Origin of the sequence: Elioraea sp. Yellowstone (assembly GCF_006704265.1) — a bacterium.
Taxonomy (GTDB): Bacteria; Pseudomonadota; Alphaproteobacteria; order Acetobacterales; family Acetobacteraceae; genus Elioraea.
The window spans coordinates 1-25,267 of the sequence record NZ_VIKA01000042.1; the positions used below are offsets into that span (position 1 = coordinate 1).

Genomic DNA, 25,267 nt, shown 5'->3' on the forward strand with positions numbered 1-25,267 from the left:
GGCCGCCGGTGCGGGCTCGGGCGCCGACGCTGTCGGCGGCGCGGCGGCGGGCGACGGGGTCGGCTCCGCCGCGGGCTTGGCGGCCCGATCCTCCGGCACGAGCATCGTCTCGCTCAGGTCCAGCACCTCATCGCCTCCCGTCCCGGGCGGCGTCCCGGCGGGTGTCTCGTCGTCGAGGATGCGCCGGATCGAGGCGAGGATGTCCTCCATCGACGGATCGGGCGCACCGGGCTGGGTCCTCTGGGGCTCGGCCATGGGGGCGGCTCCTCGTCTTCGGCTCAGCGGCGGCTCAGCGGCGCGACGGCAGGTCGGTGCCGAACCAGCGGTTCCGCACCGAGCCGTAGTAGTCGGCCGGGTCGTAGATCGGCACGGGAAGGTTCAGGTCGCGCGCGGTCAGCCGCCCTGCGGTGGCGGCCAGCGCGTAGGAGGCGATCACCACGTCGCGCGTCGCCCGCACCAGGTTGACGCGCGCATCCAGGAGCTCCTGTTCGGCGTTCAGCACGTCGAGCGTGGTGCGGCTGCCGACCAGCGCCTCGCGCTGCACGCCGTCGAGCGCGATCTCGTTCGCGCGCACCTGCGCCTGCAGGGCGCCGATCTGCGCACGGCTCGCGGTCAGCGTCTCCCAGGCGCGGCGCGCCTCCTCGATCGCGCGCCGGCGCGCATCCGCCACCGCCTCGCGCGCCTGCTCCGCCTGCTGCTTCGCCTGGCGGACGCGCGCATGCTCCTGGCCGCCCTGGTACAGCGGCACCGACAGCGCGGCGACGATCTGGCTGCCGGTCGCGCGCGTGCCGGGCTGCGAGGTGTTGTCGTTGCGGAAGGTGCTCGCCTCGAGGTTCAGGCTCGGCAGCAGCTCGCCGAAGATCACGTCGACATTCGCCACCGCCGCCTGCTCGTCGAACAGGGCGCGGAGCACGCTCGGGCTGTTGGCTTCGGCAAGCCGCGCCGCCTCGTCGGCCGAGGCGGCGACGGGGCGGATCGGCGGCGGCGGCACCAGCGTGCCTGGCGGCTCGCCGATCACGCGCGCGAACTGCGCCCGGCTGTTCTGCAGCTGGCCCTCGGCATTGGCGCGCTCGGATCGGGCGCGCTCGAGCCGCGCCTCGGCCTGGGCCACGTCGGTGCGGGTGATCTCGCCGACGCGGAAGCGGTCGCGCGCGGCCTGGAGCTGGCGCGTCAGCACCCGCACGTTGTTCTCGGCGAGCCGCAGCACCTCCTGGTTCTGGATCACGTTGACATAGGCCGTGATCGCATCCAGCAGCACCTGCTGTTCGGTGGCGATGAGGTTGGCGCGCTCGGCCAGCACCTGGGCCTCGGCGCGCCGGGTCTGCGCAACCGTGCGGCCGCCGCGGTAGAGCGGCTGGATCACGGTGGCGCTGCCGGAGAGGACGCCACGCTCGGTATCGAGCCGGGTGCCGGCGCGGGTGTTGGTGGAGGTGCCATCGGCGTAGCCGGCGCGGCCCTGCAGCGTCACGGTCGGGCGCCAGCCCGCAAGCGCCTGCGGCACGTTCTCGTCGGTCGCGCGCATGCGCGCGCGCGCGGCCTGGAGCGTCGGGTTGTTGGCATAGGCGGCGGCCAGCGCCTCCTGCAGCGGCTGCGCGGCGGCCGGGACGGCGAACAGCAGCGCGGCGATCAGGCCAAGCCCTGCGGCCCGGCCCGCCCGCGCCTGCCCGACTCCCGGGACGACCCGGGCCATTCTCCGCTCGCGCATCGTCAGCACCCACCCCCGTTTGGCATGGCAAGATGAACGATCCGTGCAGGATCGCCCCACGGACGCTCGGCAGCGCGGCACGAACGCCCCGGCCTCGCGCGGCTGTCCGACCCGCCGCGCAGGTCGGCCGTCGCGGCAGGACCCTGCGCCCCCCGCCAGTATGTCATGCACCGTCCCGGGCTGCCACGGCGCCGCGGGGGGCGTGGCAGCCGGCGCTCAGAAGACGAAGCCGCGCTTGCGGCGGAACTCGGGCAGGAGCGGCGTGCCGGCGTCGAACAGCGGCAGCCGCGTGACCGTGCCGGCGAGGCGCACCAGGCGCACCGCCACGCCGAGCACGCCGGGCCGCCCCGAGGCCTCGACCGTGACGAGCCGCCCGCCCTCGACGAGCTGGGCCAGGATGACCTCCGGCACGGTTTCGACCGCGCCCTCGATCAGGATCGCGTCGTAAGGTGCCTCGGCCGCCCAGCCCTCGGTTACCGGCCCGCCGACCACGCGCACACCCGTCACCCCGATCGCGGCGAGCGCGGCGCGCAGCCGCTCCACCGCCTCGCCCGGCGCCTCCAGCGCCACCACCGAGCGGGCAAGCCGGGCGAGCAGGGCCGCGCCGTAGCCCGCGCCCGCGGCGACCACCAGAACGCGGCTGCCCTCCTCCACCTCGGCGGCCTGCACCAGCCGGGCGAGCACCATCGGCTCGATCAGCGCGCGGCCCCCGCCGAGCGGGATGTCCTCGTCGAGATAGGCGAGCGCACGTCTCTCGGCCGGCAGGAAGAGCTCGCGCGGCAGGTCGAGCATGGCGGCGAGGATGCGCGGATCGGTGACCTTGTTGGGCCGGAGCTGGCCCTCGACCATGTTCAGCCGCGCGCGGGCGAAGTCCATCGGTCGTTCCCCTTGCTGCGGCGGGGTTATAGGGGGAGCGGGTGCGCCGCAACAAGGTGGACGCGGCGCGCCGTCGCCGGCCCGGCCGGGCGGCCGCGCCGCTTGACCCGGCCCGGTCGCAGCCCTATGCACCGCGCTTCGGCGCGTGCCCGGCCCGGTGGCAGAGTGGCCATGCAGGGGACTGCAAATCCCCGGACGTCGGTTCGATTCCGGCCCGGGCCTCCAGGCGCGCGAGCCGCCCGCCCGTGACCTTGCACGCGCCTGGGCGGTGATCTAAGACACTGCCGCTCACCGGTCCCCGATAGCTCAGTTGGTAGAGCAGCGGACTGTTAATCCGCGTGTCGCTGGTTCGAGTCCAGCTCGGGGAGCCATCTCTTTCTTCGTCCACTCCGGCCCGCCGAAACACCGCATCCGAGGCGGCGTGCGATCACGATCCGCGCGCGCCTGGATCGCAACGCCGCGCCGCCCCTTGCGCCGGGGGACAGCGGGCACCATGCTGCATCGCAGCATATGCTCGGCACCCTCCCGACCCACGCCGCCCCGCTCGCACGCCTGTTCCGACCGGCCTCGGTCGCGGTGATCGGCGACGATCCCGCTGCGGCGGTGGTGCTCGCCCATCTGCGCGCCGGCGGCTTCGCCGGACCGGTCCGCCACGTCGCGCCGGAGGCGATCGATGCCCTGCCCGAGGCACCGGACCTCGCGGTGGTCGTCACCGATGCGTCGCCCGAGGCGATCCTGGCCCGGCTCGCGGCCAGAGGCGCGGGTGGGGCGATCCTCACCGGCCCGGCCCCGACCGCGCCGGGTCCGCGGCCGCGCTTCCTCGGCGGGCACGCGCTCGGCCTGATCCTGCCCCGGCTCGGCCTGAACGCATCGCTCGTCGCGCCGATGCCCGCGCCGGGTCCGCTTGCCCTGGTCGGCCAGTCGCGGGGCTTCGCGCGCGCGCTCATCGACCACGCCGCGAGCCTCGGCCTCGGCTTCAGCGCCGTCATCGGGCTCGGCCGGAACGAGGATGTCGGTTTCACCGCAAGCCTCGACTGGCTCGCGCGCGACCCGGGCACGGGGGCGATCCTGATCGAGGTGAGCCGGATCAAGGACCGGCGCGGCTTCCTCTCCGCCGCCCGTGCCGCCGCGCGCGGCCGGCCGGTGGTGGCGATCCGCACGACGCCGGACCGGGAGGCCGAGGAGGGCGGCCTGCCGGCGGACGCGGTCTTCGCTGCCGCGCTGCGCCGCGCCGGCATCCTCTGCGTGGACGGCATGGACGCGATGCTGGCGGCGATCTCCACCCTCGCGCGCCTGCGTCCGCTGAACGGCGAGCGGATCGCGGTGGCCGCCGGCAGCCGTGCGCTCGGCGCGCTCGCCGCGCGCGCGCTCGTCCGGCACGGGATCGCGCTCGCCCCGCCCGCGGAGCCGGTCGCGGCCGCGCTCGGGCTTCTGCTTCCGCCCGAAAGTGCACGCTCCAACCCGATGATCCTGGAGGATTCCGCTCCGCCCAATCGGCTCGCCGAGGTGGCCGCAGCGCTCGCCGGCATCCCGGGTGCTGCGGATGCGGTGATCGCGGTGCAGGCGCCCGGCGTCGCCCCGGCGGAGGGGATCGCGAGCCCGGAGGCCGAAGCGCTCGCCGCCACCGCCGCGCTCGGCAGGCGCCTGCCGCTGCTCGCGGTCTGGCCGGGCGGGGCGCGCGGCGAGACCGACCGGCGCCGGCTGGATGGGGCGGGGATCCCCGCCTTCCCCACCCCTGAACGCGCTGCCGCCGCGGCCGCGCTGCTGGTCGAACACCACCGGGCGCGCCAAGCCGCGCGCGAACTGCCACCGCGCACCGTGCTGGCGATCGATCCGGACCGCGCAAGCGTGCGCCGCGTGCTCGCCGCCGCGCATCGCGCCGGGCGGACGACGCTCACCGAGGACGAGGCCTTCGCGGTGCTGGCCGCCTACGGCATCCCGAGCGTGCCGACGCGGCGCGCGCGCGACCCGGAGTCCACGGCCGCCGCCGCCGCCGCACTCGGCTTTCCGGTGGTGCTGAAGATCCGCTCGCCGGATCTGGCGCACAAGACCGCGGTCGGCGGCGTGGTGCTCGACCTCGAGCACGAGGCGGCGGTCGCCCGCGCGGCCGCGGCGATGGCGGCGCGCATCGCCCGGCTCGCCCCCGCGGCGCGCATCGAGGGGTTCCTGGTGCAGCGTCAGGTCGGGCGGCGCGATGCGCAGGAGACGGCGCTCAGGCTCGCGCGCGACCCGATGTTCGGGGCCGCGATCGGCTTCGGCGCCGGGGGCACCGAGGCCGCCCTGCGCGGCGGCATGGCGGTGGCGCTGCCGCCGCTGAACCTCGCCCTCGCTGGCGAACTGATCGCCCGCAGTCGCATCGCTCCCCTGCTCGCCGGCCATCGCGACCGCCCGGCGGCGGATCGCACCGCCCTCGCCGAGGTGCTGGTGCGGGTGAGCCAGCTCGCGGTCGATTGGCCGGAGATCGTCGCCCTCGACGTCAACCCGCTGATGGCCGGGCCGTCCGGCGTGATGGCGGTGGATGGCTGGATCGCGCTCGACCCGGCGGCGCGGCCCGGCACGGCGCATCTCGCGATCGCCCCCTACCCGGCCGAACTCGAGGAGACCGTGCGGCTCGCTGACGGCACGGCCGTGACGCTGCGGCCGATCCGTCCCGAGGACGCCGAGGCGCATGCCGCCTTCTTCGCCAGGCTCTCGCCCGAGGACATCCGGCGGCGCTTCTTCGCGCCGATCGCCGCCCTCTCGGCCGAGCAGATCGCGCGGATGACCCAGATCGACTACGACCGCGAGATGGCCTTCATCGCCACCGCCGCCGGGCCGGACGGCACGCCGGAGACGCTCGGCGTGGTGCGGATCGTGCGCGACCCGGCGTCCGCCGAGGGCGAGTTCGCCGTGGTGGTGCGGTCGGACCGGAAGGGCCAGGGGCTCGGCCGGGCGCTGATCCAGAAGGCGCTCGGATGGGCGCGCCGCCAGGGACTCGCCGCGCTCAGCGGCGAGGTGCTGGCGGAGAACGGGCCGATGCGCGCCTTCGTCGAGCGGCTGGGCTTCACCCTCGCCCGCCACCCGGAGGACCCGGAGCTGCTGGTGGCGCGGCGCGAGCTCGCCGCGTAAGCCATCCCCATGCCGGCCGACCCTTCGGCTGGCACGGCATGAGGCCTCGCGGCGTCAGGCGGCGACGCGCGCGGCACGGACCAGTTCGCGCACCCGCGCCGCCGCGGCGGCTCCCTTCAGCGCCTCGCGCCAGAGCGCCTCGGCCACCTTCTGGTGCGTCGCCAGCGCCTCGTCGGCGCCGGTGATCATCGCCACGCCGGTCTGCGCCGCCGGGTGCGCCTCCAGCCGGAACGGATTGATCGCGAGATAGGCACGCTCGCGCGAGCGGAGGATGCGGAACGCGCCGTTCGGCTCGCCGCCCTGCATCAGGCCGAGCTGGACCCCGATCGGCTCGGCCTCCATCAGCGCGGCGATGTTCTCGACCTCGGCGGCGGCGACCGCGCGCGCCTGGGCGCGGACGCGGTCCGAGACCGCCACCCCGGCGCCAACGCCGCCCTCAAGGAAGCGCTGCAGCGCCGCCACCGTGACGATGGCGATGATCGAGGGACGCCGCGCCTGGTAGATCTTCTTGCGGCTCTGCAGGATGCCGAGCAGCTGGTCCGACTGGGCGCGCAGCGCCGGCCGCTCCGGCCCCGCGACCTCGGCCGCATCCGCCAGGACATCGGCGAGCGCGGCGTCGAAGGCGTCGGAGGTGACGAGATAGGGCACCGGCCCGGCGACATGCAGGATCTGGTCGGTCGCCTCCTCGATCGCACGGATGCGGTCGAAGTAGAGGGTGGCCCGCGAGACGTACTCGACGCCGATGCCGAGCAGGCTCAGCGGCGAGATCTTCAGGAGCTCGGCCAGCCGCTTGATGGTGTCGAGCTTGATGACCTCGCCCTTCTCGTAGCGGTAGAGGGCGGCGCGGCTGACGCCGAGTCGGGCGGCGATCTCCTCCGCCCGCAGCCCGGATTCGAGACGGTACTGACGGAGCTGCTGGCCGATCTCGGTGAAGCGCATGGTCGGTGTCTCCCGGATTGCGGAAGGCCCTGCGGCCGCGGGACGCCGTCTCAGTCCTGAGGCGATCCTCTCGGGACAAGAAATACCCCCCGCCGGTGATCGCTTCAAGCGCGCAATATCGTCGCGCGGGCCGGATCCCGAGCGGCCAGGACAGGCTCAGCCCTGCGCCAGCTTGGCGGCGGCCAGCGTCTCGATCGCCTGGACCATCGCCGAGTGGTCGAGATCCGCCCCGCCGGCGGCCACGACCGCCGAGAACATCTGCTGCGCGATCGCGGTGTTGGGCAGGCTCATGCCCATCTCGCGCGCGGCATTCAGCGCAAGGTTCAGATCCTTCTGGTGCAGCCGGATGCGGAAGCCGGGCGCGAAGGTCCGCTTGATCATCCGCTCGGCGTGCACCTCGAGGATGCGCGAATTGGCGAAGCCGCCCATCAGAGCCTCGCGCACCTTGGCCGGATCGGCGCCAGCCTTTGCAGCAAAAACAAGAGCTTCCGAAACGGCTTGGATGTTCAGCGCGACAATGATCTGGTTCGCGACCTTGCAGGTCTGGCCCGCCCCGTTGGCCTCGCCCACCAGCGTGATGTTCTTGCCCATCGCCTGGAACAGCGGCAGGGCGCGCTCGAAGGCGGGCTTCGGCCCGCCGACCATGATGGTCAGCGTGGCGTTCTTCGCGCCCACCTCGCCGCCCGAGACCGGCGCATCAAGGTAGTCGCACCCCTTCGCGTTGATGCGGCGGGCGAAGTCCTTGGTCGCGGTGGGCGAGATCGAGGACATGTCGATCACCAGCGTGCCGGGCTTGAGCCCCTCCGCGACACCCCCCGGGCCGAACAGCACCTGCTCGACATCCGGGGTGTCGGGCACCATCAGGATGACGACTTCGGCGGCGGCGGCGACCGCCTTCGCGTCCGCCACCACCGTCGCGGCGGCACGGATCTCGCCGGTCAGGCTCGCCCGCTCCGGCACGATCAGGTCGTGGCCGGCCTTCTTCAGGTTCAGCGCCATCGGGCGGCCCATGATGCCGAGGCCGATGAATCCGATCTTCATCCCATCCCTCTCCCGTTGCCTTGCGCGATGGTCAGCCGCCGCGATACGGCCGGAACCAGCCGAGCCCTTCCTCGGTGCCCGCCTTCGGACGGTACTCGCAGCCGATCCAGCCCTGGTAGCCGAGCCGGTCGATCGCCTCGAACAGGAAGGGGTAGTTGATCTCGCCCGTGCCCGGCTCGTTGCGGCCGGGCGTGTCGGCGATCTGCATGTGGGCGATCAGGGGCAGGTGCGTCTCGATCGCCGGGGTCAGGTCGCCCTGCATGATCTGGCGGTGGTAGATGTCGAACTGGAGCTTCAGGTTGGGCGCGCCGACCTCGGCGATGATCGCGGCCGCCTCCTCGGTGCGGTTGAGGAAGAAGCCGGGGATGTCGCGGGTGTTGATCGGCTCGATCAGTACCGTCACGCCGGTCTTGGCCGCGGCCTCGGCGGCGAAGCGGAGGTTCTCGAGATAGGTCGCGCGCATCGCCGCCCGGTCCGCCCCCTCGGGCACCAGCCCGGCCATCGCGTGGATCTGCCGGCAGCCGAGCGCATCGGCATAGTCGAGCGCCTTCGCGACCCCGGCGCGGAACTCCTCCTCGCGCCCGGGGATCGCGGCAAGCCCGCGCTCGCCCCTCGCCCAGTCGCCGGGGACGGTGTTGAACAGCACCACCTCGAGCCCGACCGCGCGTGCGGCCTGCGTCACCTCGGCGGCGCTGTAGTCGTAGGGGAAGAGGAACTCGACGGCGCGGAAGCCCGCGGCGGCGGCGCGTTCGAAGCGCTGCAGGAACGGCGCGTCGGTGAACATCATCGACAGGTTGGCGGCGAATCTCGGCATCGTGCTTCCCCGGTTCAGGCGCTCGCCGCGCCGTAATAGAGCATCGTCGTGTGCTTCGCCTCGGCGAAGAACAGCCACCGCTCGACGAGCGCGCCGGCGAGCGCCAGCAGCGCGGCGAGCCATGCCGCGAGGCTGGCCAGCGGCTGCGTCGTCGCGAGCGCGACCGCCACGAGGGCGGCAGGCAGCACCACCCCCGCGACCATCGCGATCGCACGCAGTTTGGTCGCATGCTTGCGCGCGATGCGGAAGCCCATCTCCCGCGCCAGGTAGTTCGCGCCGGTGTGCGGCGGATCGAGCAGGCGCACCTTGCCGATCCGCCCGAGCCCGGTCGCGCTCTCCGGCGTGGACGCCGCGGGCACGGTGTCGAGGAAGCTCCAGTAGGCGCGCTTGACCCACCAGGCGGCGGCGAGCGCGGCGATCGCCGCGATGCCGACAGGGCCGGCGGCGGGCACGCCGAACGCAGCGAGAACGGCGAAGGCGAGAGCGAGCCCGGTCGCCGCGCCGAGCGCGAGATAGCCCGGCACGGTCCACTGGTTGCACCAGGCATGGATCGGCTTCAGCGAGCGGTAGATCATCGCGGTGCAGAGCACGGTCGCGACCGCGCCCGCGGCGGTCAGCAGGCCGAGGATCGCGAGCGTTGCCCGTCCCGGCGCGAAGAAGGTGAAGAGGAGCGCGAGCAGCCCGGCCGGAAGGTAGGTCGCGACCGCGGCGACGCCCTCGCGCGAGAGCCACGACGTCCGCCACTGCGAGAAGGCGCGCCAAGCCCGCTCGGGATGGCCCAGATGCAGCGTCGAGGAGAGCAGCCCCCCCGTGACCAGCGCGAGCGCGAGCCCGAAGCCCGCAAGCCCGAGCGGGAGCGAGGGCGCGATCGTGCCGAGCGCGGCGAGCAGCGCCAGGGTCGCGAGCAGCCCGTAGCCCGCGCCCGAGGCGACGGTGAAGACGATGACGGAAAGGGCGGGATGCACGGGGTCAGCGCGACAGCATGCGGTCCACCCAGCCGAGGAAGCCCGTGAGCCCCTCGGCGTCGGGCTCGGCCGGTTGCGGGGGCGGCGCCGGCCTGCCGGGCCGCGGCGGGAGATACTTGTTCACCGGCCTGTAGCCGAGCTCCGGCATCAGGTCGTAGCCGCCGCGCTCGGCGACCAGCCGCGAGACCTCGCTCGCGGGATCGCCCAGATCGCCGAAGTGGCGCGCGTGCGCCGGGCAGGTGGAGACGCAGGCGGGCACGCGCTCGGCCTCCGGGATCGTCTCGTTGTAGATGCGGTCGATGCAGAGGGTGCACTTCTTCATCACCCCCTCGTCCTCGTCATACTCGCGCGCGCCGTAGGGGCAGGCCCAGGAGCAGAGCTTGCAGCCGATGCAGGTGTCGGGATTGACCAGCACGATCCCGTCCTCCTCGCGCTTGTAGGAGGCGCCGGTCGGGCAGACGGTGACGCAGGCAGGCTCGTCGCAGTGCAGGCAGGAGCGCGGGAAGTTGACGGTGCGCCCCGCCCTGCCCTCACCCGCCTCGAAGCTGTGGATGCGGTTGAACCAGACGCCCGAGGCGGCGGGGCCGTAGGGGTCGAGATCGGTCAGCGGTGCCGAGTGCCCGCCGGTGTTCCACTCCTTGCAGTTCACCGCGCAGGCGTGGCAGCCGACGCAGGTGTCGAGGTCTATGACGAGGCCCAAACGTCGCCGCGGCGTCACGTAGCCGGTCATGCCGCAGTGACCCTGCGGCGTTCGGGGCTGCGGCCGAACTGCGCGCCGTAGCGCAGCAGGCGCGGCGGGTCGGCAAGCCCCGGCGGGCGCGCGAGCGGCGGCAGCGCAGGCTCGACCGCCTCGGGCGCGACGGCGGCCTTCTCGACCCGGACGCGCAGGTCGTACCACGCGGCCTGCCCGGTGATCGGGTCGGCGTTCGGCAACCTGCCATCGGGCAGAAGCTCGCTGATCAGGTGGTTGAGCAGGAAGCCGTGCGTCGCCTCGCGCGCGCGGGGGTCGAGGTTCCAGGCCCCGGCGCGCTTCCCGATCGCGTTCCAGGTCCAGACCGTGTGCGGCTCCACCCCCTCCATCAGCCGCACCTGCACGGTGATCCTGCCGTGATGCGAGGTGACGTGCACCCAGTCGTCGTCGGCGATGCCGAGTGCGGCGGCCGTGCCGCGGTTCATGTAGAGCCGGTTCTCGCCGTGGATCTGGCGCAGCCAGGCGTTCTGGCTGCCCCAGGAGTGGTACATCGCCGCCGGCCGTTGCGTCACCGCATGGAGCGGGAAGGCGGCCTCCGACACCATCTGCCCCTCGAAGGGCGGGTGCCACGCAGGCAGCGGATCGCAATGCGTCGCCACGCGCTCGCGCAGGTGCTCGGGCGGCTGGATCGGCCCGTGGCCGCGGGCGGCGAGGCGGAAGCGCTGCAACGGCTCGACATAGAGCTGCAGCACGATCGGCTCGGCCTTGGCGATCAGCCCGAAGGCGACGGCGTGATCGAGATACGCCTTGTTGGCGAACTTGAAGAACAGCGCCTCGGATGGGAGCTCGTAGTGCCAGAACCCGCCATGGGCGATGTAGCGCTCGAGCTGCCGGGGGTTGGGCGGCCCCTTGCCGTGCAGCGCGCCGTCCGGCCCGCGCCAGCCCGCGAGCGGGCCGATTCCCGGCGCGCGCTCGTGGTTGACGATGTAGTCGGCATAGCCGCCGGGATATCTCGGCGATCCGTCCTCGGTCACCATCCCCGGCAGGCCGAGCCGCGCGCCGAGCTCCAGGAGCACGTCCTGGAAGGGGCGGACGTCGCGGTCGGGCGGCACGACCGGATGGCGGATCGCATCGCCCGGTCCTTCCGCCTTGCCGATCGGGCGGTCCAGCAGCGAGATGCAGTCGTATCGTTCCAGATACGTGGTGTCGGGCAGGACCAGGTCGGCATAGGGGACGGTCTCGCTGAAGAACGCGTCCGAGTAGATGATGCGCGGGATCTTGTAGGACCCGTCGGCGTGCTTGTCGGTCAGCATCGCCACCGTGCCGGCGGCGTTCATGGCCGAGTTCCAGGCCATGTTCGCCATGTAGAGGAACAGCACGTCGATCGGATAGGGCTCACCCGCCCAGGCATTGCGGATGACGAGATGCATCAGCCCGTGGGCGGCGATCGGTGCTTCCCAGGAATAGCCCTGATCCAGCCGCACCGGCCGCCCGTCGGCCTCCACCAGCAGATCCTCGGGCCCCATCGGGAAGCCGAGCGGCGGGCGCGGCATCGGCTTGCCGGGCCCGAGCTCGCCGGGCTTGCCGCCGGGGCGGATCGGCGGCGGGGCGGGACGCGGATAGGGCGACTTGTAGCGCCACGCTCCGGGCGTATCGATCGCGCCGAGCAGCAGCTGCAGCAGATGCAGCGCGCGGCAGGTCTGGAACCCGTTGGCGTGCGCCGAGATGCCGCGCATCGCGTGCAGCGACACCGGCCGGCCGACGAAGCGGTCATGCGTGACACCGCGCCAGTCGGTCCAGACCTGGTCGATCTCGATCCTCTCGTCGAAGGCGACGCGCGCGAGCTCGGCGGCGAGACCGCGGATCTCCTCCGCCGGCACGCCGGTGATCGCGGCGGCGGCATCGGCCGAGTAGCGCTCGTCGAGATAGCGCTCGGCGAGCAGCAGGAACACGGGCTTCGCACGCCGTCCGTCCGCAAGCGTCGCCGGCCGCGCGAGCAACGGGCGCACGCCCTCGCCGTTCCAGGGCCTGGGCGCGCCGCCGCGATCCAGCACCAGCGGCGTGCCGGCCTCGTCGCGCGCGAACAGCCCGTCATCGGGACCGCGCGGGTCGTCGATCACCAGCCAGCCCGCATTCGTGTAGTCCGCCAGGAAATCGAGATCCACCCGACGCGCCTTGAGCAGCTCGTGCACCAGCGCGAGCACCAGCGCGCCGTCGGTGCCGGGGCGGATCGGCACCCAGCGATCCGCGATCGCGGAGTATCCGGTGCGCACCGGGTTCACCGAGATGAAGGTGGCACCGCGCCTCTTCAGCTCGGCGAGCCCGAGCTTGATCGGATTGCTGTCATGGTCCTCGGCCACGCCGAACATCAGGAACAGCTTCGTGCGCTCGAAATCGGGCTCGCCGAACTCCCAGAACGAGCCGCCGAGCGTGTAGAGTCCGGCGGCGGCCATGTTCACCGAGCAGAACCCGCCATGGGCGGCGTAGTTCGGCGTGCCGTACATCTGCGCCCACCAGCCGGTCAGGCCCTGGCTCTGGTCGCGCCCCGTGTAGAAGGCGAGCCTGCGCGGGTCCTTCTCGCGCGCCTCGCGCAGCCAGGACTCGGCGATCGCCAGCGCCTCGTCCCACGCGATCTCGACGAACTCGCCGGAGCCCCGTTCGCCCACCCGCTTGAGGGGCTTCCTCAGCCGTGCGGGCGAGTAGTGGTTCATGATGCCGGCCGAACCCTTGGCGCAGAGCACGCCGCGATTCACCGGATGGTCGGGGTTGCCTTCGATGTAGCGCACCTGCCCGTTCCTCAGGTGCACGCGGATGCCGCAGCGGCAGGCGCACATGTAGCAGGTGGTGTGCTTCACCTCGTCCGAGACGGGTGGCGAAGGATCGAGGCGTTCCATGCGGGGATCCTGGCGGCTCCGGTGACGGACGCTAGGTGCTGGACGCGCGCGCGTCAAATGCCGCGGCGCGTCTTCTCGCGCACGCGCTTGACCGCTAGGGTCGGGTGTTCAACGGGAGGGATGCGATGACTGCCTGGTCGCCCGAGTTCTCCACGCGGCCCGAGATCCTGGGTACGTTCGGCGTGGTGGCCTCCACGCACTGGATCGCCTCGGCCGTCGGCATGGGCGTGCTCGAACGCGGCGGCAACGCCTTCGACGCCGCGGTCGCGGCCGGGTTCACGCTCCAGGTCGTCGAGCCGCACCTGAACGGGCCGGCAGGCGACGTGCCGATCATCCTCCACAGCGCGCGCGAGCGCCGCCAGCACGTGATCTGCGGCCAGGGGCCGGCACCGGCCAGGGCGACGGTCGCCCACTTCCGCGACACGCTCGGCCTCGACCTCGTGCCCGGCACGGGGCTCCTGCCGGCCGTCGTGCCCGGCGCGTTCGACGCCTGGATGCTGATGCTGCGCGACCATGGCACGATCACGGTGGCCGAGGCGCTCGCCCCGGCGATCGGCTATGCGCGCGACGGCATGCCGGTGGTGCCGCGCATCTCCGCGACGATCGCCACCATACAGCCGCTGTTCGAGCAGGAATGGACGAGCTCGGCGGCCGTGTTCCTGCCGGGCGGCGCCGTGCCCGCCCCCGGCTCGCTGTTCCGCAACCCCGCCCTCGCCGAGACCTACGCGCGCATCGTGCGCGAGGCCGAGGCCGCGGGATCCGACCGGGTGGCGCAGATCGAGGCCGCGCGCGCCGCCTGGTATCGCGGCTTCGTCGCCGAGGCGATCGACCGCTTCGTGCGGACGGAGGAGGTGATGGACGTCACCGGGCGGCGCAACCGCGGCGTCCTCTCGGCCGACGACCTGGCGCGCTGGCAGGCGCGCTACGAAGCGCCTCTCGCCTACGACTACCACGGGGTGACGGTGCTGAAGCCGGGCTCCTGGAGCCAGGGGCCGGTGCATCTGCAGACGCTCGCCCTGCTCAAGGGCTTCGACCTCGGCGCGATGGGCCCGACCTCGGCCGCGTTCGTGCACACGGTCGTGGAGGCGCAGAAGCTCGCCTTCGCCGACCGCGAGGCCTGGTACGGCGACCCCGACTTCGTCGATGTTCCGATCGCGCATCTCCTGTCCGACGCCTACAACGAGGCGCGCCGGCGCCTGATCGGCGAGCGCGCCTCGCTCGAACTCCGCCCCGGCGACGTGCCCGGGCGGACGACGCCCTGGGTCGATCACGCGGCGAAGGACCGTGCGGCGGCCTCCTACGGCTCGAACACCGGCGCGGGCGAGCCGACGGTGGCCCGCCTCGGCGCGGTCGGCGGCGACACCTGCCACCTCGACGTGATCGACCGGCACGGCAACATGGTCTCGGCCACCCCCTCGGGCGGCTGGCTGCAATCCTCGCCGGTGATCCCCGCGCTCGGCTTCCCGCTCGGCACGCGCGGGCAGATGTTCTGGCTGCGCGAGGACCATCCGAACGGATTGGCACCGTGCAAGCGACCGCGCACCACGCTCTCGCCCTCGATGGCGCTGAAGGACGGCAGGCCGTGGATGGCCTACGGCACGCCGGGCGGCGAACAGCAGGACCAGTGGTCGGTGGCGCTCCTGCTGCGCATGGTCCATCACGGGCTCAACATCCAGCAGGCGATCGATGCCCCCGGCTTCCACGCCGAGCACTGGCCCTCGTCGTTCTGGCCGCGTCCGGCACGCCCGGGCCGCGTGGTGATCGAGGAGCGCTTCGGCGAGCAGGTCGCGGGCGAACTGCGCGCACGCGGCCACGCCGTCGAGGTCGGACCGCCCTGGAGCGAGGGGAGGCTCTCGGCGGCGCGCAGCGAGGGCGGGCTCCTGAAGGCGGGCGCCAATCCGCGCGGCATGCAGGGCTACGCGGTCGGACGCTGAGACGCGCGGGCGGAGCGGATGCAGAGACTGACGCCGCTCGCGCTGTTCCTGCTCTGGATGACGATCGCGGTGCAGGGCTTCGGAGGCACCCTGCCCTTCGCGCGGCGCGAGCTGATCGATCGGCGGCGCCTGCTGAGCGAGGCCGAGTTCGCCGAGCTCCTGGCTCTCGGCCAGATCCTGCCCGGGCCGAACGTGATCAACCTCGCAGCCGCGATGGGCGACCGGCACGCCGGCTGGGCGGGAGCGGCCGCCTCCGTCGCCGGCATGGTGGTGGTGCCGATGCTGATCGCGATGGCGCTCGCGACCCTGATCGGCGCGGCCGCCACGCTGCCCGAGGTGCGGTCGGCCCTGCTCGGCATGGCCGCCGCCGCCGCGGGGCTCCTGATCGGCACGGCCTGGCGCATGGCGAAGCCGATGCGGCGCCGCGCGCCGAGCCTCGCCGTGGCGGCGGCGATCTTCGCCGCGATCGCGGTGCTGCGGCTGCCGCTCGCGCTCGTGCTGCTGGCCGCGCTGCCGGTCACCATTGCCCTGCACGGGGCGCTCCGGCGCGGAGGCCTGCCGTGAGCCTGCTCGCCCAGGTGATGCTGACCGCGCTCGGCCTGTCGCTGATGTCGTTCGGCGGCGCGATCGCCATCGTGCCGGAGCTCTTCCGCATCGCGGTCGAGAGCCGTTCCTGGCTCACGGCGGAACGTTTCGCCGAGCTCTACGCGATCAGCCAGGCCGCCCCGGGACCGAACGCCATGCTGGTCGGGCTGATCGGCTGGACGCTCACCGGCTGGATCGGGGGGCTCGCCGTGATGCTCGCCTTCGTCGGGCCGACCAGCGTGCTCGCCGTTCTCGCGTTCCGGCGCTGGGCGGCATGGCTGCCGCAGGGACGCCAGGCGGCGATCCGGGAGGCGCTGCTGCCGGTCTCGGTCGGGCTGGTCGCCGCAGCGGGCGTGCTGATCGCCGCGAGCCTCGGCGCCAGTCCCCTCGTCGTCGGCGTGGTCGCTGCGGTCGCCGTGCTCGGCGGCACGACCGGCGCGCACCCGCTGGTGCTGCTGCTGGGCGGCGCCGCGATCGGGGCGCTCGCGGCACCTTAGCGGGGTTCCCGATCAGGCGGGTTCACCGGATCGGGTGAGGATGCGCGCCCGGAAATGCCGGAGCCGGTTCCGACGGCTCGGGACCGGCTCGAACGGCTCAGCGCTTCGGCTTCGCTGCCGGCTTCTTCGCGCTCGCGCGCGCGCGCGCCGAGGCGGCGATCGGCTTGCCCGTATCCTTCTTCGCTGCGGGCTTCGGCTTGATCCCGGCGGCGGCGCGCATCGCCGAGATGGTGGTGCGCGTCGTCACCTGGTCGGGGTTCATGCGCAGCTCGACCAGCGCCGGCTTGCCCGAGGCGAGCGCGCGCTCCACCGCCGGGCGGAACTCCTCGGTCGCCTGCACCACCTCGCCGTGGCCGCCATAGGCCTCGATGAACCTCGCGAAGTCGGGATTGGTGAGCGCGGTGCCGGAGACGCGGCCGGGATAGTCGCGCTCCTGGTGCATGCGGATCGTGCCGTACATCGAGTTGTTGAACACCATCACCAGCGGATTCACGCCGTGATGGAAGGCGGTGGCGATCTCCTGGCCGGTCATCAGCATCGAGCCGTCGCCGGTCATGCTGATCACGGTCCGTTCCGGATACAGCAGCTTGGCGGAGATGCCGGCCGGCACCGAGTAGCCCATCGCGCCGCAGCAGGGGCCGATCAGGCGCTGCGTGCCCCTGTAGTTGATGAAGCGCGCGCCCCAGGCCGAGAAGTTGCCGGCATCGGTGGTGACGATCGCGTCGTCGGGCAGCATCGCCTCGAGTTCGCGCATCGCGCGCGCGAGGTTCAGCGGTCCCTCGTAGTCCGGCACCTCGGTGGACCACTTCAGCCGCTGGGCGCGCAGCTTTCTGGTCCACGCCCGCCAGGGAGCATCGATCGGCGGCAGCGCCGCGGCGGCCGCGGCGAAGGCGTTCAGATCCGCCTGGATCGCGAGATCGGCCTGATAGACGCGGCCGAGCTCGGCCCCCTCCGGCATCACGTGCACGAACGGCACGCCGATCGAGGGCGGTGTGAACACCGAGTAGCCCTGCGTCACCGGCTCGCCGAGCCGCGAGCCGACCGAGATGATGAGGTCCGCCTCCCTGGCGGCGGCGAACAGTGCCGGATCGCCGCCATTGCCCAGATCGCCGACATATTGCGGCAGGTGGTTGTCGAACACCGACTGGCGGCGGAATCCCACCGCGGCGGGCAGGTCGTTGGCGGTGATCCAGGTGGCGAGATCCGCCCGTCCCCGGTCGGTCCAGGCCGCGCCGTTGCCGAGGATCACGAGAGGCTTCCTCGCGCGCGCGAGCATCCGGTGCAGCTCCGCCATCAGCGCCGGATCGGGCAGCGCGCGCGGGATCACGTAGCGTCGGCCGTCCGCGACCTCGACCAGATCGGTCTGCATGTCCTCGGGCAGCGCCACAACCACCGGGCCGGGACGGCCGGAGACCGCGACCTGGAAGGCATGCGCGATCAGCTCCGGGATGCGTGCGGCGTCGTCGATCTGCGTCACCCACTTCGCCATGGCCCCGAAGAAGCGGCGGTAGTCGACCTCCTGGAACGCGTCGCGATCCGTATCACCGCGCGGGATCTGGCCGACCAGCAGCACGAGCGGCGTCGAGTCCTGCTGGGCGATGTGCACGCCGATCGAGCCGTGGCACGCGCCCGGGCCGCGCGTGACGATCGCGACGCCGGGCCGGCCGGTCAGCTTGCCGTGCGCCTCCGCCATGTTCACCGCCGCCCCCTCGAAGCGGCACGTGATGGTGCGGATCGCGCTGCGGTTCTCGTAGAGCCCGTCGAGCAGGCCGAGGAAGCTCTCGCCCGCCACCTGGAACACATGCGTCACCCCCTGGGTGCGCAGCGCGTCGGCGATGACGCGTCCGCCCTGCCGGGCCTGGTGCCTGACGGTCGCGTGCGCGCCGCCGGCAGGCTTCGCCTCGAGATGCGCCATGGTGTGATGATCCCCGGTGACGTGGTCTTGCCGCCCGCCCTTATAGTGGCACGGCGCGAAGGCGGATAGCGGGGGCCGGAATGGACGCGGCGACGATCGCCACCATGACGCTCGTCGAGGCGCGCGATGCCGTGCGCCGTCGCGAGGTGCGCGCCGCCGCGCTCGCCGAGGCTGCGCTCGCCGCGCTCGCCCTCTGGCAGACGCATACCAACGCCGCCGCCGCGATCGAGCCGGCGCGGGCGCTTGCCATGGCCGAGTCGGTCGATGCCGCGCTCGCGGCGGGACGGTCGGTCGGTCCGCTCGCCGGCGTGCCGATGGCGCACAAGGACATGATCTTCCGCGCCGGCCGGCCGGCACCCTGCGGCAGCCGCGTGCTCGCCGGCCAGGTGCCGGCCGTCACCGCGACCGTGCTCGCGCGGCTCGACGCCGCCGGCGCGGTCGACTGCGGCACCCTGAACATGGCGGAGTTCGCCTTCAACCCGACGGGGCACAACCCGCATACCGGGCACGTGCGCAATCCCTGGGACCCCGACCGCGTGCCCGGCGGATCGTCCTCCGGCTCCGGTGCCGCGGTCGCATGCGGCGCGGTGTTCGCCGCCCTCGGCTCCGACACCGGCGGCTCGATCCGCTTTCCCGCCGCATGCTGCGGCGTGACCGGGATCAAGCCGACCCTCGGCCGCGTCCCGCGTGCGGGCACGATGCCGCTCTCGCCGAGCCTCGACACGATCGGGCCGCTCGCGCGCACGGCGCGCGACTGCGCGCTGGTGCTCGCCGTGATCGCCGGTCCCGATCCGGACGACCCGCACGGCGATGCCGCGCCCGTGCCGGACTGGATGGCCGGGCTCGATGCCGGTGCGCAGGGTCTCACCGTCGGCGTCGCGGCCGGCTCGCTCTCGGACGGCCTCGATCCCGGCGTGGCGGCGGTGCTCGCCGAGGTGCCGGCGGCCTGGCGGGCGGCCGGCGCGACCGTGGTGGAACTGCCGCCGCTCGGCCTCGCGGCCCTGCGCGCGCCGCACCTGAACGTGCTGATGGCCGAGGCGGCCGCGACTCACGGGCACTGGCTCGACACGCACGGACAGGCGCTGGCGCCGCTCACCGCCGCCTCGCTCGCCAAGGCGCGCGGGATCGACCCGGCCGCCTACCGGGACGCGCTCGAGCGGCGCCGCGCCGCGATCGACATGTTCTGCCGAGAAACGTTCGCGCGGTGCGACGCGGTCGCGCTGCCGCTGCCGTGGATTCCGGTGCCGCGGCTGGCGGAGACGGACTGGGGTGCGCCGGAGCGCGCGCGGCTGCTGCCCGGCTTCCTCGGCCATGTCGGCGCGATCAACTATCTCGGCCTGCCCGCGCTCGCGTTGCCCTCGGGCTTCGATGCGAACGGTCTTCCGGTCGGCCACCAGATCGTCGGCCGACCGTTCGACGAGGGCACGCTGTTCAGGCTCGGCGTGGCGTTCCAGGCGGCGACGGACTGGCACCGCCGGCGTCCGCCGCTCCCTCGCGCCTGACCAGCAGCCAGACCAGGCTTGCCGCCTGCACCGCGGCCGAAACGGCGATCGCCGCGTCGTAGCCGCGCGGATCCCATCCGCCGGCCTCCGTGCGCGGCCAGAGATCGAGGATCAGGCCGATGCCGTGCTGGGCGACGAACACGATCACCAGCATCAGCGCGTTCATCGTCGTCGAGACGCGGCCGGTCATGTGCGCGGGGAAGCGGGCCGAGACCAGCGTGTAGCCGACCGGCCCGGGCGAGGCGAAGAACGGCCAGAAGAACCAGAGCCAGGGGATCGCGGCGAGCACGCGCGCGATCAGCAGGAGGTGTAGGAGAAGAAGCGCCAGGGTGCAGCCGACCAGCATCGCCAGCGGATGCGCCCCGCGCCGCACCAGCGCCGCCTGGACGCTGCCCGAGAGGAACGATCCGACCGTCAGCCCGAGCGCATAGACCAGCAGCACCTCGGCGCGCGCCGCACCGTCCAGCCCGGCGACGTCGCGCAGCCACGGCCCCGCCCAGAGTCCCTGCCAGGTGAAGTTCAGCGCCGACATCATGGCCACCATCGGCATCAGCCGCTGGAACCCCGGATGGGCGCAGATCTGGCCCAGCACGCGCAGCTCCTCGACAAGCCCTCCGCTCGAGCGCTCGGCAAGCCGCTCCGGCACCGAACGCCAGATCCAGAGCCCGGCGGCGAGCGCGATCGCCGCGATCACGATGAAGACGCCACGCCAGCCGACGAGGCCCGTGAGCGCCTCGGCCGGCACGGTCGCAACCACGCCGCCGAGCGCGGAGAGGCCGACGCACCAGCCCGCCACCGTCGCAACCGAGGCGGCGGGGAACCACTCGCGCGTGGCCTTGAGCTGCGCCATCAGCGCGGCCGAGACGCCGACGCCGAGCAGCACGCGCCCGGCGACCAGCATGCCGAGCCCCTGCGCGGCGGCGAAGGCGAGCGCGCCGGCGGCGATCGCGAGCATCAGCGCCGCCTGCACGCGCCGCGGCCCGTGCCGGTCGAGCGCCGCGCCGACCGGGAGCTGGGCCAGGCCATAGGCGGCGAAGAAGACCGCGCCGAGGAAGCCGAGATCGCCGGCGGAGAGCGCGAAGGCGTCGGCGATGTCGGGCGCGATGACCGCCGTGATCGCGCGGTTGAGCTGATTGAGCGCCGCGCCCGCCGCAAGCGGCAGCGAGATGCGGCGGAACAGCCGGCCGACGCTCTCCGGGGCGGTGCCGCTCACGCCTCGCCCATGAATGCGGTCCAGGCGGCGGCGCACTCCCGCACCGCCGCCTCGTAGAGGGCCCGGCCGTGCTCGGGCGTGGCGAGGCCCGGCTCGCTGCCGATCCGCCCGTCCGGATGCAGCTCGCGCAGGTCGAGCGCGTCGGTGAAGCGCCTGCGCGTCGGCACCACCGGCGGCATCGCGACGCGCTTGATCGCCTCCGGATGCAGATACTGGGTCATCGCGACCTCGGCCGCGGTGGCGTGGGTGCCGAGCCTGTCGCCGTAGAACTCCCTGGAGAGCCGCGCCACCTCCTCGCCGTCGAACCAGTTGCGCAGGACGCAGCGCAGTCGCGGCACGGTGCCGGAGGGATCGAGCGAGGCGGCGGCGTAGATCTCGCTGAAGGCCGTGGAGGTCGGCGCGATGTTGCCGCCGTGGCCGTTGATGAACATGAAGCGGCGGAAGCCGTGGCGCGCGAGCGAGAACACGTAGTCGGCGATGAAGGCGATCATCGTCGAGGGCTTGAGGGTGATCGAGCCCGGGAAGGCGAGATGGTGCTGCGCCATGCCGATGCTGATCACCGGAGCGACCAGCGCGCCGGTCGCCTCGCCCACGCCGTTCGCGACCGCCTCGGCGCAGATCGCGTCCGTTCCCATCAGCCCGTTCGGGCCGTGCTGCTCGGTCGAGCCGATCGGCACGATGATCCCCTTCGAGCGGGCGAGATAGGCCTCGACCTCGGCCCAGGTGCAGAGCGACAGGCGCATGAGGACGTTCCTCCGACGACGGACGGCAGACAGGATCGCCAGGGTGCGGTGGACGCCTGCCCGCGTCCAGCCGGTGCGCTATTCCGCCGGTGCAGGCGCGGGATGCGCGATCGCCTCGGGGCGGTGGCGGCGCGCGAGCAGCGTGTAGGCGGTCGGCACCACGAACAGCGTGAACAGCGTGCCGATCGACATGCCGCCGACCACCACCCAGCCGATCGCCTGGCGGCTCTCCGCGCCGGCGCCGACCGCGAAGGCGAGCGGCACCGCGCCCAGGATGGTCGCGGCCGTGGTCATCAGCACAGGGCGCAAGCGCAAGGAGGCCGCCTCGATCGTCGCCTCGAACAGCTCGCGGCCCTGCTCGCGCAGCTGGTTGGCGAACTCGACGATCAGGATGCCGTTCTTGGTGATCAGCCCGATCAGCGTGATCAGCCCGATCTGGCTGTAGACGTTGAGCGAGATGCCGTTGAGGAACAGTGCGGCGAGCGCTCCGCCGGTGGCGAGCGGCACCGAGAGCATGATGACGAAGGGATCGACGAAGCTCTCGAACTGCGCCGCCATCACGAGGTAGATGAACAGGAGCGCGAGAACGAAGGTGACGGCGAGACCCGCCGCGGCCGATCGGAACTCGCGGCTCTGTCCCCCGTAGTCGATCTGGATCGTGTTCGGCAGCACGCGCTGGGCCGCCTCGTTCAGCGCGGCGAGCGCCTCGCCGAGCGTCGTTTCGGGCGTGAGCGTGGCGCTGATCGTCGCCGAGCGCAGCTTGTTGAAGTGGTTGAGCTCGCGCGGGGCGATCGTCTCCTCGAGCCGGACCAGGTTGGCGAGCTGCACCTCCTGCCCCGAGGGCGTGCGCAGGAACAGGTTGGTCACGTCCTGCGGCCGCGTGCGATCCTGCGGCTCCACCTGCACGATCACGTCGTACTGCTTGCCGTTCAGCTTGAAGGTGGTGACCTTGCGGCCGCCCAGCAGCGTCTCGAGCGCGCGCGCGATCACCTGCTCCGAGAGGCCGAGCGCGGCCGCCTTGTCGCGATCGACCGTCAGGCGGAGCTGGGGCGTGTTCAGCCTGAGATCGGTATCCAGCCCCGAGAGGCCGGGAATCCTGCGCGCCTCGGCGAGCATCAGCTCGACCGCCTTCTGCAGCTCCTCGTAGGGGCCGGAGGTCTGCAGCACGAACTGCACCGGCTTCTCGATCGGGCTCTGGCCGAGGCTCGGCGGGATCACCGGAAAGGCGAGCACGCCCGGGGTCGCGAAGAACTGCGGGAAGAGCTGCTGCGCCAGCGCCGGCGAGGAGATCTCCCGCTCGGACCAGTCCTTCAGCCCGGCGAACATGATCCCCTGGCTCACCACCGGGTAGCCCGCGACGGTGAAGAAGCGCTCGACCTCCTCGCGGCTGCCGAACGCGGCTTCCAGCGGGCGCAGCCAGCGGCTGGTGTAGTCGATGGTCGCGCCGTCGGGCGCGATCGCGATGCCGATGACGAAGCCGCGATCCTCGGTCGGCGCGAGCTCGCTCTTCAGCGTGTTCACCATGATCCAGGAGAAGCCGCCGACCAGCAGCGCGACCGCGATCACGATCGGGCGCGCGCGCAGGCTGGCGGCAAGCAGCCGGCGATACCTCGCGGTCAGGCCGTCGAGCACCCGCTCGCCGAAGCGCCAGACCGCGCCGTGGTGCTGCTGCGGCTTCAGGAGCTTCGAGCACATCATCGGCGAGAGGGTGAGCGCGACGAAGCCCGAGACGACCACCGCCGAGGCGAGGGTGAGCGCGAACTCGATGAAGAGCCGCCCCGTCCGCCCGGTCTGGAACGCCATCGGCACATAGACCGCGGCGAGCGTCAGCGTCATCGCCACGATCGCGAAGCCGATCTCGCGCGAGCCCTTGAGCGCCGCCTCGAACGGCTTCATCCCCCGCTCGACGTAGCGCGCGATGTTCTCGAGCATCACGATCGCGTCGTCGACGACCAGGCCCACGGCGAGCACGAAGGCGAGCAGCGTCAGCGTGTTCACCGAGAAGCCCATGGCGAACATGAAGCCGAAGGCGCCGATCAGGCTGACCGGGATGGTCACCAGCGGGACGAGCGTGGCGCGGAGGTTGCGCAGGAACAGGAAGATGACGACCAGGACGAACAGCACCGCCTCGGCCATCACCCGGAACACGTTCGCGATCGCGCGGTCGATGAAGATCGAGGAGTCGTAGCCCACCGCGACGCGCATCCCTTCCGGCAGCAGCGCCTCGATCGCGGGGAAGCTCTCCCGCACCGCTTGGCTGACGTCGAGCGGATTCGCGGTCGCCTGCTTGATGATGCCGAGGGCGACCGCCGATTCGCCGTTGTAGCGGGCGATCACGCGCTCGTCCTCGGCGCCGATCTCGGCGCGGCCGATGTCGGCGAGGCGCACGATGTATCCGTTCACCTCGCGGATGCGCAAACCCTCGAACTGCGCCGGCGTGCGCAGGTCGGTCTCGGCGACGACGTTGAACTCGCGGTTCGTGCTCTCGATCCGCCCGGTCGGGATCTCGACGTTCTGGGCGCGCAGCGCATCCTCGACATCCGCCGGTGTGAGGCCGTAGGCCGCCATGCGGACCGGGTCGAGCCAGAGCCGCATCGAGAAGCGGCGCTCGCCGAAGATGCGCACATTCGCGACACCGGGCAGGTTCTGCAGCCGAGCCTTCACCAGCCGGTCGGCGATGTCGGTCACCTCCAGCGGCGTGTGCCGGTCGGAGGAGAAGGCGAGATAGATGATCGGCTGCGCATCGGCCTCGACCTTCTGCACCACCGGCTCCTCGATCTCGTCGGGAAGCTGGTTGCGCACGCGCGCCACCCGGTCGCGCACGTCGTTCGCCGCGCCGTCGGGGTCGCGCGTGACGACGAAGCGCAGCGTGATCTGGCTCCGCTCCTGGCGGCTGATCGAGGACATCACCTCGATCCCCTCGATGCCGGCAAGGCTCTCCTCGAGCGGGGTGGTGATGCGGCTCTCGACGATCTCGGCCGAGGCGCCGCGATAGGTGGTCTCGACCGTGACCACCGGCTCGTCGATGTTGGGGTACTCGCGCACGGTCAGGCGCTGGTAGCTGACCAGACCGACCAGCATGATCATCAGGCTCATCACGGTGGCGAGCACCGGGCGGCGGATCGAGAGCTCGGAGAGCACCATGGCGGCTCGGGCTCCGGCTCAGCCGCGCGGCGCGCCGTTCGGCGCCGCCGGCGCGGCCTCCGGCGGCAGCACCGCGACCGAGGCGCCGGGCTGGAGCTTCATCTGCCCGGCGGTGACGACGACGTCGCCGGGCGCCAGGCCCTGCGTCACCTGCACCTTGCCCTGGCGCCTGAGCCCGAGCGTGACCGGCTGGGATTGCGCCTTGCCGTCCACCACCTTCATCACCAGGAGCTGGCCGCCGAACGGCACGATCGCCGCCTCCGGCACCATGATCGCCTCCGGCTCCTCGCGCAGCGTGAGCGTCACGCGCGCGAACAGGCCCGGGCGGAGGATGCCGTCGCCGTTGGGCAGGCTGGCGCGGATCGCGATGCTGCGGCCGGCCGGGTCGATCGCCGGCTCGATCGCGACGACCTGTCCGGGGAAGCTGCGCCCCGGGAAGGCGTCGACCGAGACCGCGATCTTCTGCCCCTCGCGCACGCGCGCGAGGAACACCTCGGGCACGCGGAAGTCGAGCTTGATCGGATCGATGCTCACCAGGGTGACGATCTCGGCGCCGACATCGACGAAGGCGCCGGGGCTGACGCGCCTGAGCCCGACCATGCCGTCGAACGGCGCGGCGAGGCTGTACTTCGCGAGCCGCGCGCGCGCGAGCTCGACCGCCGCCGTGGCGGTGCGCAGCGTCGCCACCGCCTGGTCGCGCG

Annotated in this window: 18 protein-coding genes, 2 tRNA genes and 1 pseudogene; 7 read left to right on the forward strand and 14 right to left on the reverse strand. The window is 72.8% G+C overall.

The features are described from left to right. The 3 genes and pseudogenes from FK498_RS08245 to FK498_RS08255 all read right to left on the reverse strand — a co-directional run. Positions 1-255: pseudogene (locus tag FK498_RS08245) on the reverse strand (hypothetical protein); the annotation flags it as partial. A 34-nt stretch (positions 256-289) separates the two neighbouring features. Further along, positions 290-1,690 carry a TolC family outer membrane protein gene (locus tag FK498_RS08250; protein WP_141853451.1) on the reverse strand — a complete coding sequence of 467 codons (1,401 nt, stop codon included), beginning with the start codon at positions 1,688-1,690 and terminating at the stop codon, positions 290-292. Positions 1,691-1,921: 231 nt separating this feature from the next. Further along, on the reverse strand, positions 1,922-2,581 hold the full coding sequence (locus FK498_RS08255) for a protein-L-isoaspartate O-methyltransferase (protein ID WP_141853453.1): 660 nt from the start codon (positions 2,579-2,581) through the stop codon (positions 1,922-1,924). A 151-nt stretch (positions 2,582-2,732) separates the two neighbouring features. On the opposite strand from FK498_RS08255, the gene FK498_RS08260 reads away from it, so the two are divergent. From FK498_RS08260 to FK498_RS08270, 3 genes are all read left to right on the forward strand, one after another. Further along, a tRNA-Cys gene (locus FK498_RS08260) sits at positions 2,733-2,806 on the forward strand. A 70-nt stretch (positions 2,807-2,876) separates the two neighbouring features. Further along, positions 2,877-2,952, forward strand: a tRNA-Asn gene (locus FK498_RS08265). A 139-nt stretch (positions 2,953-3,091) separates the two neighbouring features. Next, positions 3,092-5,689 carry a GNAT family N-acetyltransferase gene (locus FK498_RS08270; RefSeq protein ID WP_141853455.1) on the forward strand — a complete coding sequence of 866 codons (2,598 nt, stop codon included), beginning with the start codon at positions 3,092-3,094 and terminating at the stop codon, positions 5,687-5,689. 54 nt (positions 5,690-5,743) lie between these two features. Here FK498_RS08270 and FK498_RS08275 read toward each other — a convergent pair whose 3' ends face one another. The 6 genes from FK498_RS08275 to FK498_RS08300 form a co-directional block, all read right to left on the reverse strand. Continuing rightward, positions 5,744-6,628, reverse strand: a complete 885-nt coding sequence (locus FK498_RS08275) for a helix-turn-helix domain-containing protein (RefSeq protein ID WP_141853457.1) — start codon at positions 6,626-6,628, stop codon at positions 5,744-5,746. A 156-nt stretch (positions 6,629-6,784) separates the two neighbouring features. Then, entirely contained in the window at positions 6,785-7,669 is an 885-nt protein-coding gene (locus tag FK498_RS08280; protein ID WP_237560882.1) for a 2-hydroxy-3-oxopropionate reductase, read from the reverse strand. 31 nt (positions 7,670-7,700) lie between these two features. Continuing rightward, positions 7,701-8,483: a 2-oxo-tetronate isomerase gene (otnI, locus tag FK498_RS08285; RefSeq protein WP_141853461.1), complete on the reverse strand. Its 783-nt coding sequence runs from the start codon at positions 8,481-8,483 to the stop codon at positions 7,701-7,703. 14 nt (positions 8,484-8,497) lie between these two features. After that, positions 8,498-9,448: a DmsC/YnfH family molybdoenzyme membrane anchor subunit gene (locus FK498_RS08290; protein ID WP_141853463.1), complete on the reverse strand. Its 951-nt coding sequence runs from the start codon at positions 9,446-9,448 to the stop codon at positions 8,498-8,500. A gap of 4 nt (positions 9,449-9,452) precedes the next feature. Then, a complete protein-coding gene (locus FK498_RS08295) occupies positions 9,453-10,178 on the reverse strand; it encodes a 4Fe-4S dicluster domain-containing protein (protein WP_141853465.1) in 726 nt (241 codons plus the stop codon). Then, complete coding sequence (locus FK498_RS08300; RefSeq protein ID WP_141853467.1) at positions 10,175-13,033, reverse strand: molybdopterin oxidoreductase family protein; 2,859 nt, start codon at positions 13,031-13,033, stop codon at positions 10,175-10,177. Before FK498_RS08300 ends, FK498_RS08295 begins: the two co-directional genes overlap by 4 nt. 125 nt (positions 13,034-13,158) lie before the next feature. Between FK498_RS08300 and FK498_RS08305 the strand changes: the two genes are divergently transcribed. From FK498_RS08305 to FK498_RS08315, 3 genes are read left to right on the forward strand one after another with little or no spacing between them, the layout of a single operon-like run. Next, on the forward strand, positions 13,159-14,967 hold the full coding sequence (locus tag FK498_RS08305; RefSeq protein ID WP_141853469.1) for a gamma-glutamyltransferase family protein: 1,809 nt from the start codon (positions 13,159-13,161) through the stop codon (positions 14,965-14,967). 18 nt (positions 14,968-14,985) lie between these two features. Then, complete coding sequence (locus FK498_RS08310) at positions 14,986-15,531, forward strand: chromate transporter (protein ID WP_141853471.1); 546 nt, start codon at positions 14,986-14,988, stop codon at positions 15,529-15,531. Then, the gene (locus FK498_RS08315) at positions 15,528-16,049 is read left to right on the forward strand and encodes a chromate transporter (RefSeq protein ID WP_141853473.1); all 522 of its coding nucleotides are present in this window, start codon (positions 15,528-15,530) and stop codon (positions 16,047-16,049) included. Before FK498_RS08310 ends, FK498_RS08315 begins: the two co-directional genes overlap by 4 nt. Positions 16,050-16,146: 97 nt before the next feature. Here the strand turns inward: FK498_RS08315 and FK498_RS08320 are convergent, their stop codons facing one another. Continuing rightward, positions 16,147-17,964 carry a thiamine pyrophosphate-dependent enzyme gene (locus tag FK498_RS08320; protein WP_141853475.1) on the reverse strand — a complete coding sequence of 606 codons (1,818 nt, stop codon included), beginning with the start codon at positions 17,962-17,964 and terminating at the stop codon, positions 16,147-16,149. 80 nt (positions 17,965-18,044) lie between these two features. Between FK498_RS08320 and FK498_RS08325 the strand changes: the two genes are divergently transcribed. Then, positions 18,045-19,466, forward strand: a complete 1,422-nt coding sequence (locus tag FK498_RS08325; RefSeq protein WP_141853477.1) for an amidase — start codon at positions 18,045-18,047, stop codon at positions 19,464-19,466. On the opposite strand, the gene FK498_RS08330 is transcribed toward FK498_RS08325, so the two are convergent. The 4 genes from FK498_RS08330 to FK498_RS08345 form a co-directional block, all read right to left on the reverse strand. Next, positions 19,396-20,679 carry an MFS transporter gene (locus FK498_RS08330; RefSeq protein ID WP_161988353.1) on the reverse strand — a complete coding sequence of 428 codons (1,284 nt, stop codon included), beginning with the start codon at positions 20,677-20,679 and terminating at the stop codon, positions 19,396-19,398. The two genes, FK498_RS08325 and FK498_RS08330, sit on opposite strands and share 71 nt — an antisense overlap. Next, positions 20,676-21,422: a creatininase family protein gene (locus tag FK498_RS08335; protein WP_141853481.1), complete on the reverse strand. Its 747-nt coding sequence runs from the start codon at positions 21,420-21,422 to the stop codon at positions 20,676-20,678. The genes FK498_RS08330 and FK498_RS08335 overlap by 4 nt, the downstream gene beginning before the upstream one ends. Positions 21,423-21,500: 78 nt before the next feature. Beyond that, the gene (locus FK498_RS08340; protein WP_141853483.1) at positions 21,501-24,566 is read right to left on the reverse strand and encodes an efflux RND transporter permease subunit; all 3,066 of its coding nucleotides are present in this window, start codon (positions 24,564-24,566) and stop codon (positions 21,501-21,503) included. 18 nt (positions 24,567-24,584) lie between these two features. Next, the coding region (locus tag FK498_RS08345) for an efflux RND transporter periplasmic adaptor subunit (protein WP_141853485.1) at positions 24,585-25,267 on the reverse strand (683 nt) is incomplete at its 5' end.

What these genes read in the sequence shown, in the direction of transcription:
- FK498_RS08275 (WP_141853457.1), bottom strand. Translation starts at nt 6,628, where the DNA reads ATGCGCTTCACCGAGATCGGCCAGCAGCTCCGTCAGTACCGTCTCGAA.
- FK498_RS08280 (WP_237560882.1), bottom strand. Translation starts at nt 7,669, where the DNA reads ATGAAGATCGGATTCATCGGCCTCGGCATCATGGGCCGCCCGATGGCG.
- FK498_RS08325 (WP_141853477.1), top strand. Translation starts at nt 18,045, where the DNA reads ATGGACGCGGCGACGATCGCCACCATGACGCTCGTCGAGGCGCGCGAT.
- FK498_RS08295 (WP_141853465.1), bottom strand. Translation starts at nt 10,178, where the DNA reads ATGACCGGCTACGTGACGCCGCGGCGACGTTTGGGCCTCGTCATAGAC.
- FK498_RS08335 (WP_141853481.1), bottom strand. Translation starts at nt 21,422, where the DNA reads ATGCGCCTGTCGCTCTGCACCTGGGCCGAGGTCGAGGCCTATCTCGCC.
- otnI (WP_141853461.1), bottom strand. Translation starts at nt 8,483, where the DNA reads ATGCCGAGATTCGCCGCCAACCTGTCGATGATGTTCACCGACGCGCCG.
- FK498_RS08320 (WP_141853475.1), bottom strand. Translation starts at nt 17,964, where the DNA reads ATGGCGCATCTCGAGGCGAAGCCTGCCGGCGGCGCGCACGCGACCGTC.
- FK498_RS08310 (WP_141853471.1), top strand. Translation starts at nt 14,986, where the DNA reads ATGCAGAGACTGACGCCGCTCGCGCTGTTCCTGCTCTGGATGACGATC.
- FK498_RS08250 (WP_141853451.1), bottom strand. Translation starts at nt 1,690, where the DNA reads ATGGCCCGGGTCGTCCCGGGAGTCGGGCAGGCGCGGGCGGGCCGGGCC.
- FK498_RS08340 (WP_141853483.1), bottom strand. Translation starts at nt 24,566, where the DNA reads ATGGTGCTCTCCGAGCTCTCGATCCGCCGCCCGGTGCTCGCCACCGTG.
- FK498_RS08305 (WP_141853469.1), top strand. Translation starts at nt 13,159, where the DNA reads ATGACTGCCTGGTCGCCCGAGTTCTCCACGCGGCCCGAGATCCTGGGT.
- FK498_RS08255 (WP_141853453.1), bottom strand. Translation starts at nt 2,581, where the DNA reads ATGGACTTCGCCCGCGCGCGGCTGAACATGGTCGAGGGCCAGCTCCGG.
- FK498_RS08270 (WP_141853455.1), top strand. Translation starts at nt 3,092, where the DNA reads ATGCTCGGCACCCTCCCGACCCACGCCGCCCCGCTCGCACGCCTGTTC.
- FK498_RS08300 (WP_141853467.1), bottom strand. Translation starts at nt 13,033, where the DNA reads ATGGAACGCCTCGATCCTTCGCCACCCGTCTCGGACGAGGTGAAGCAC.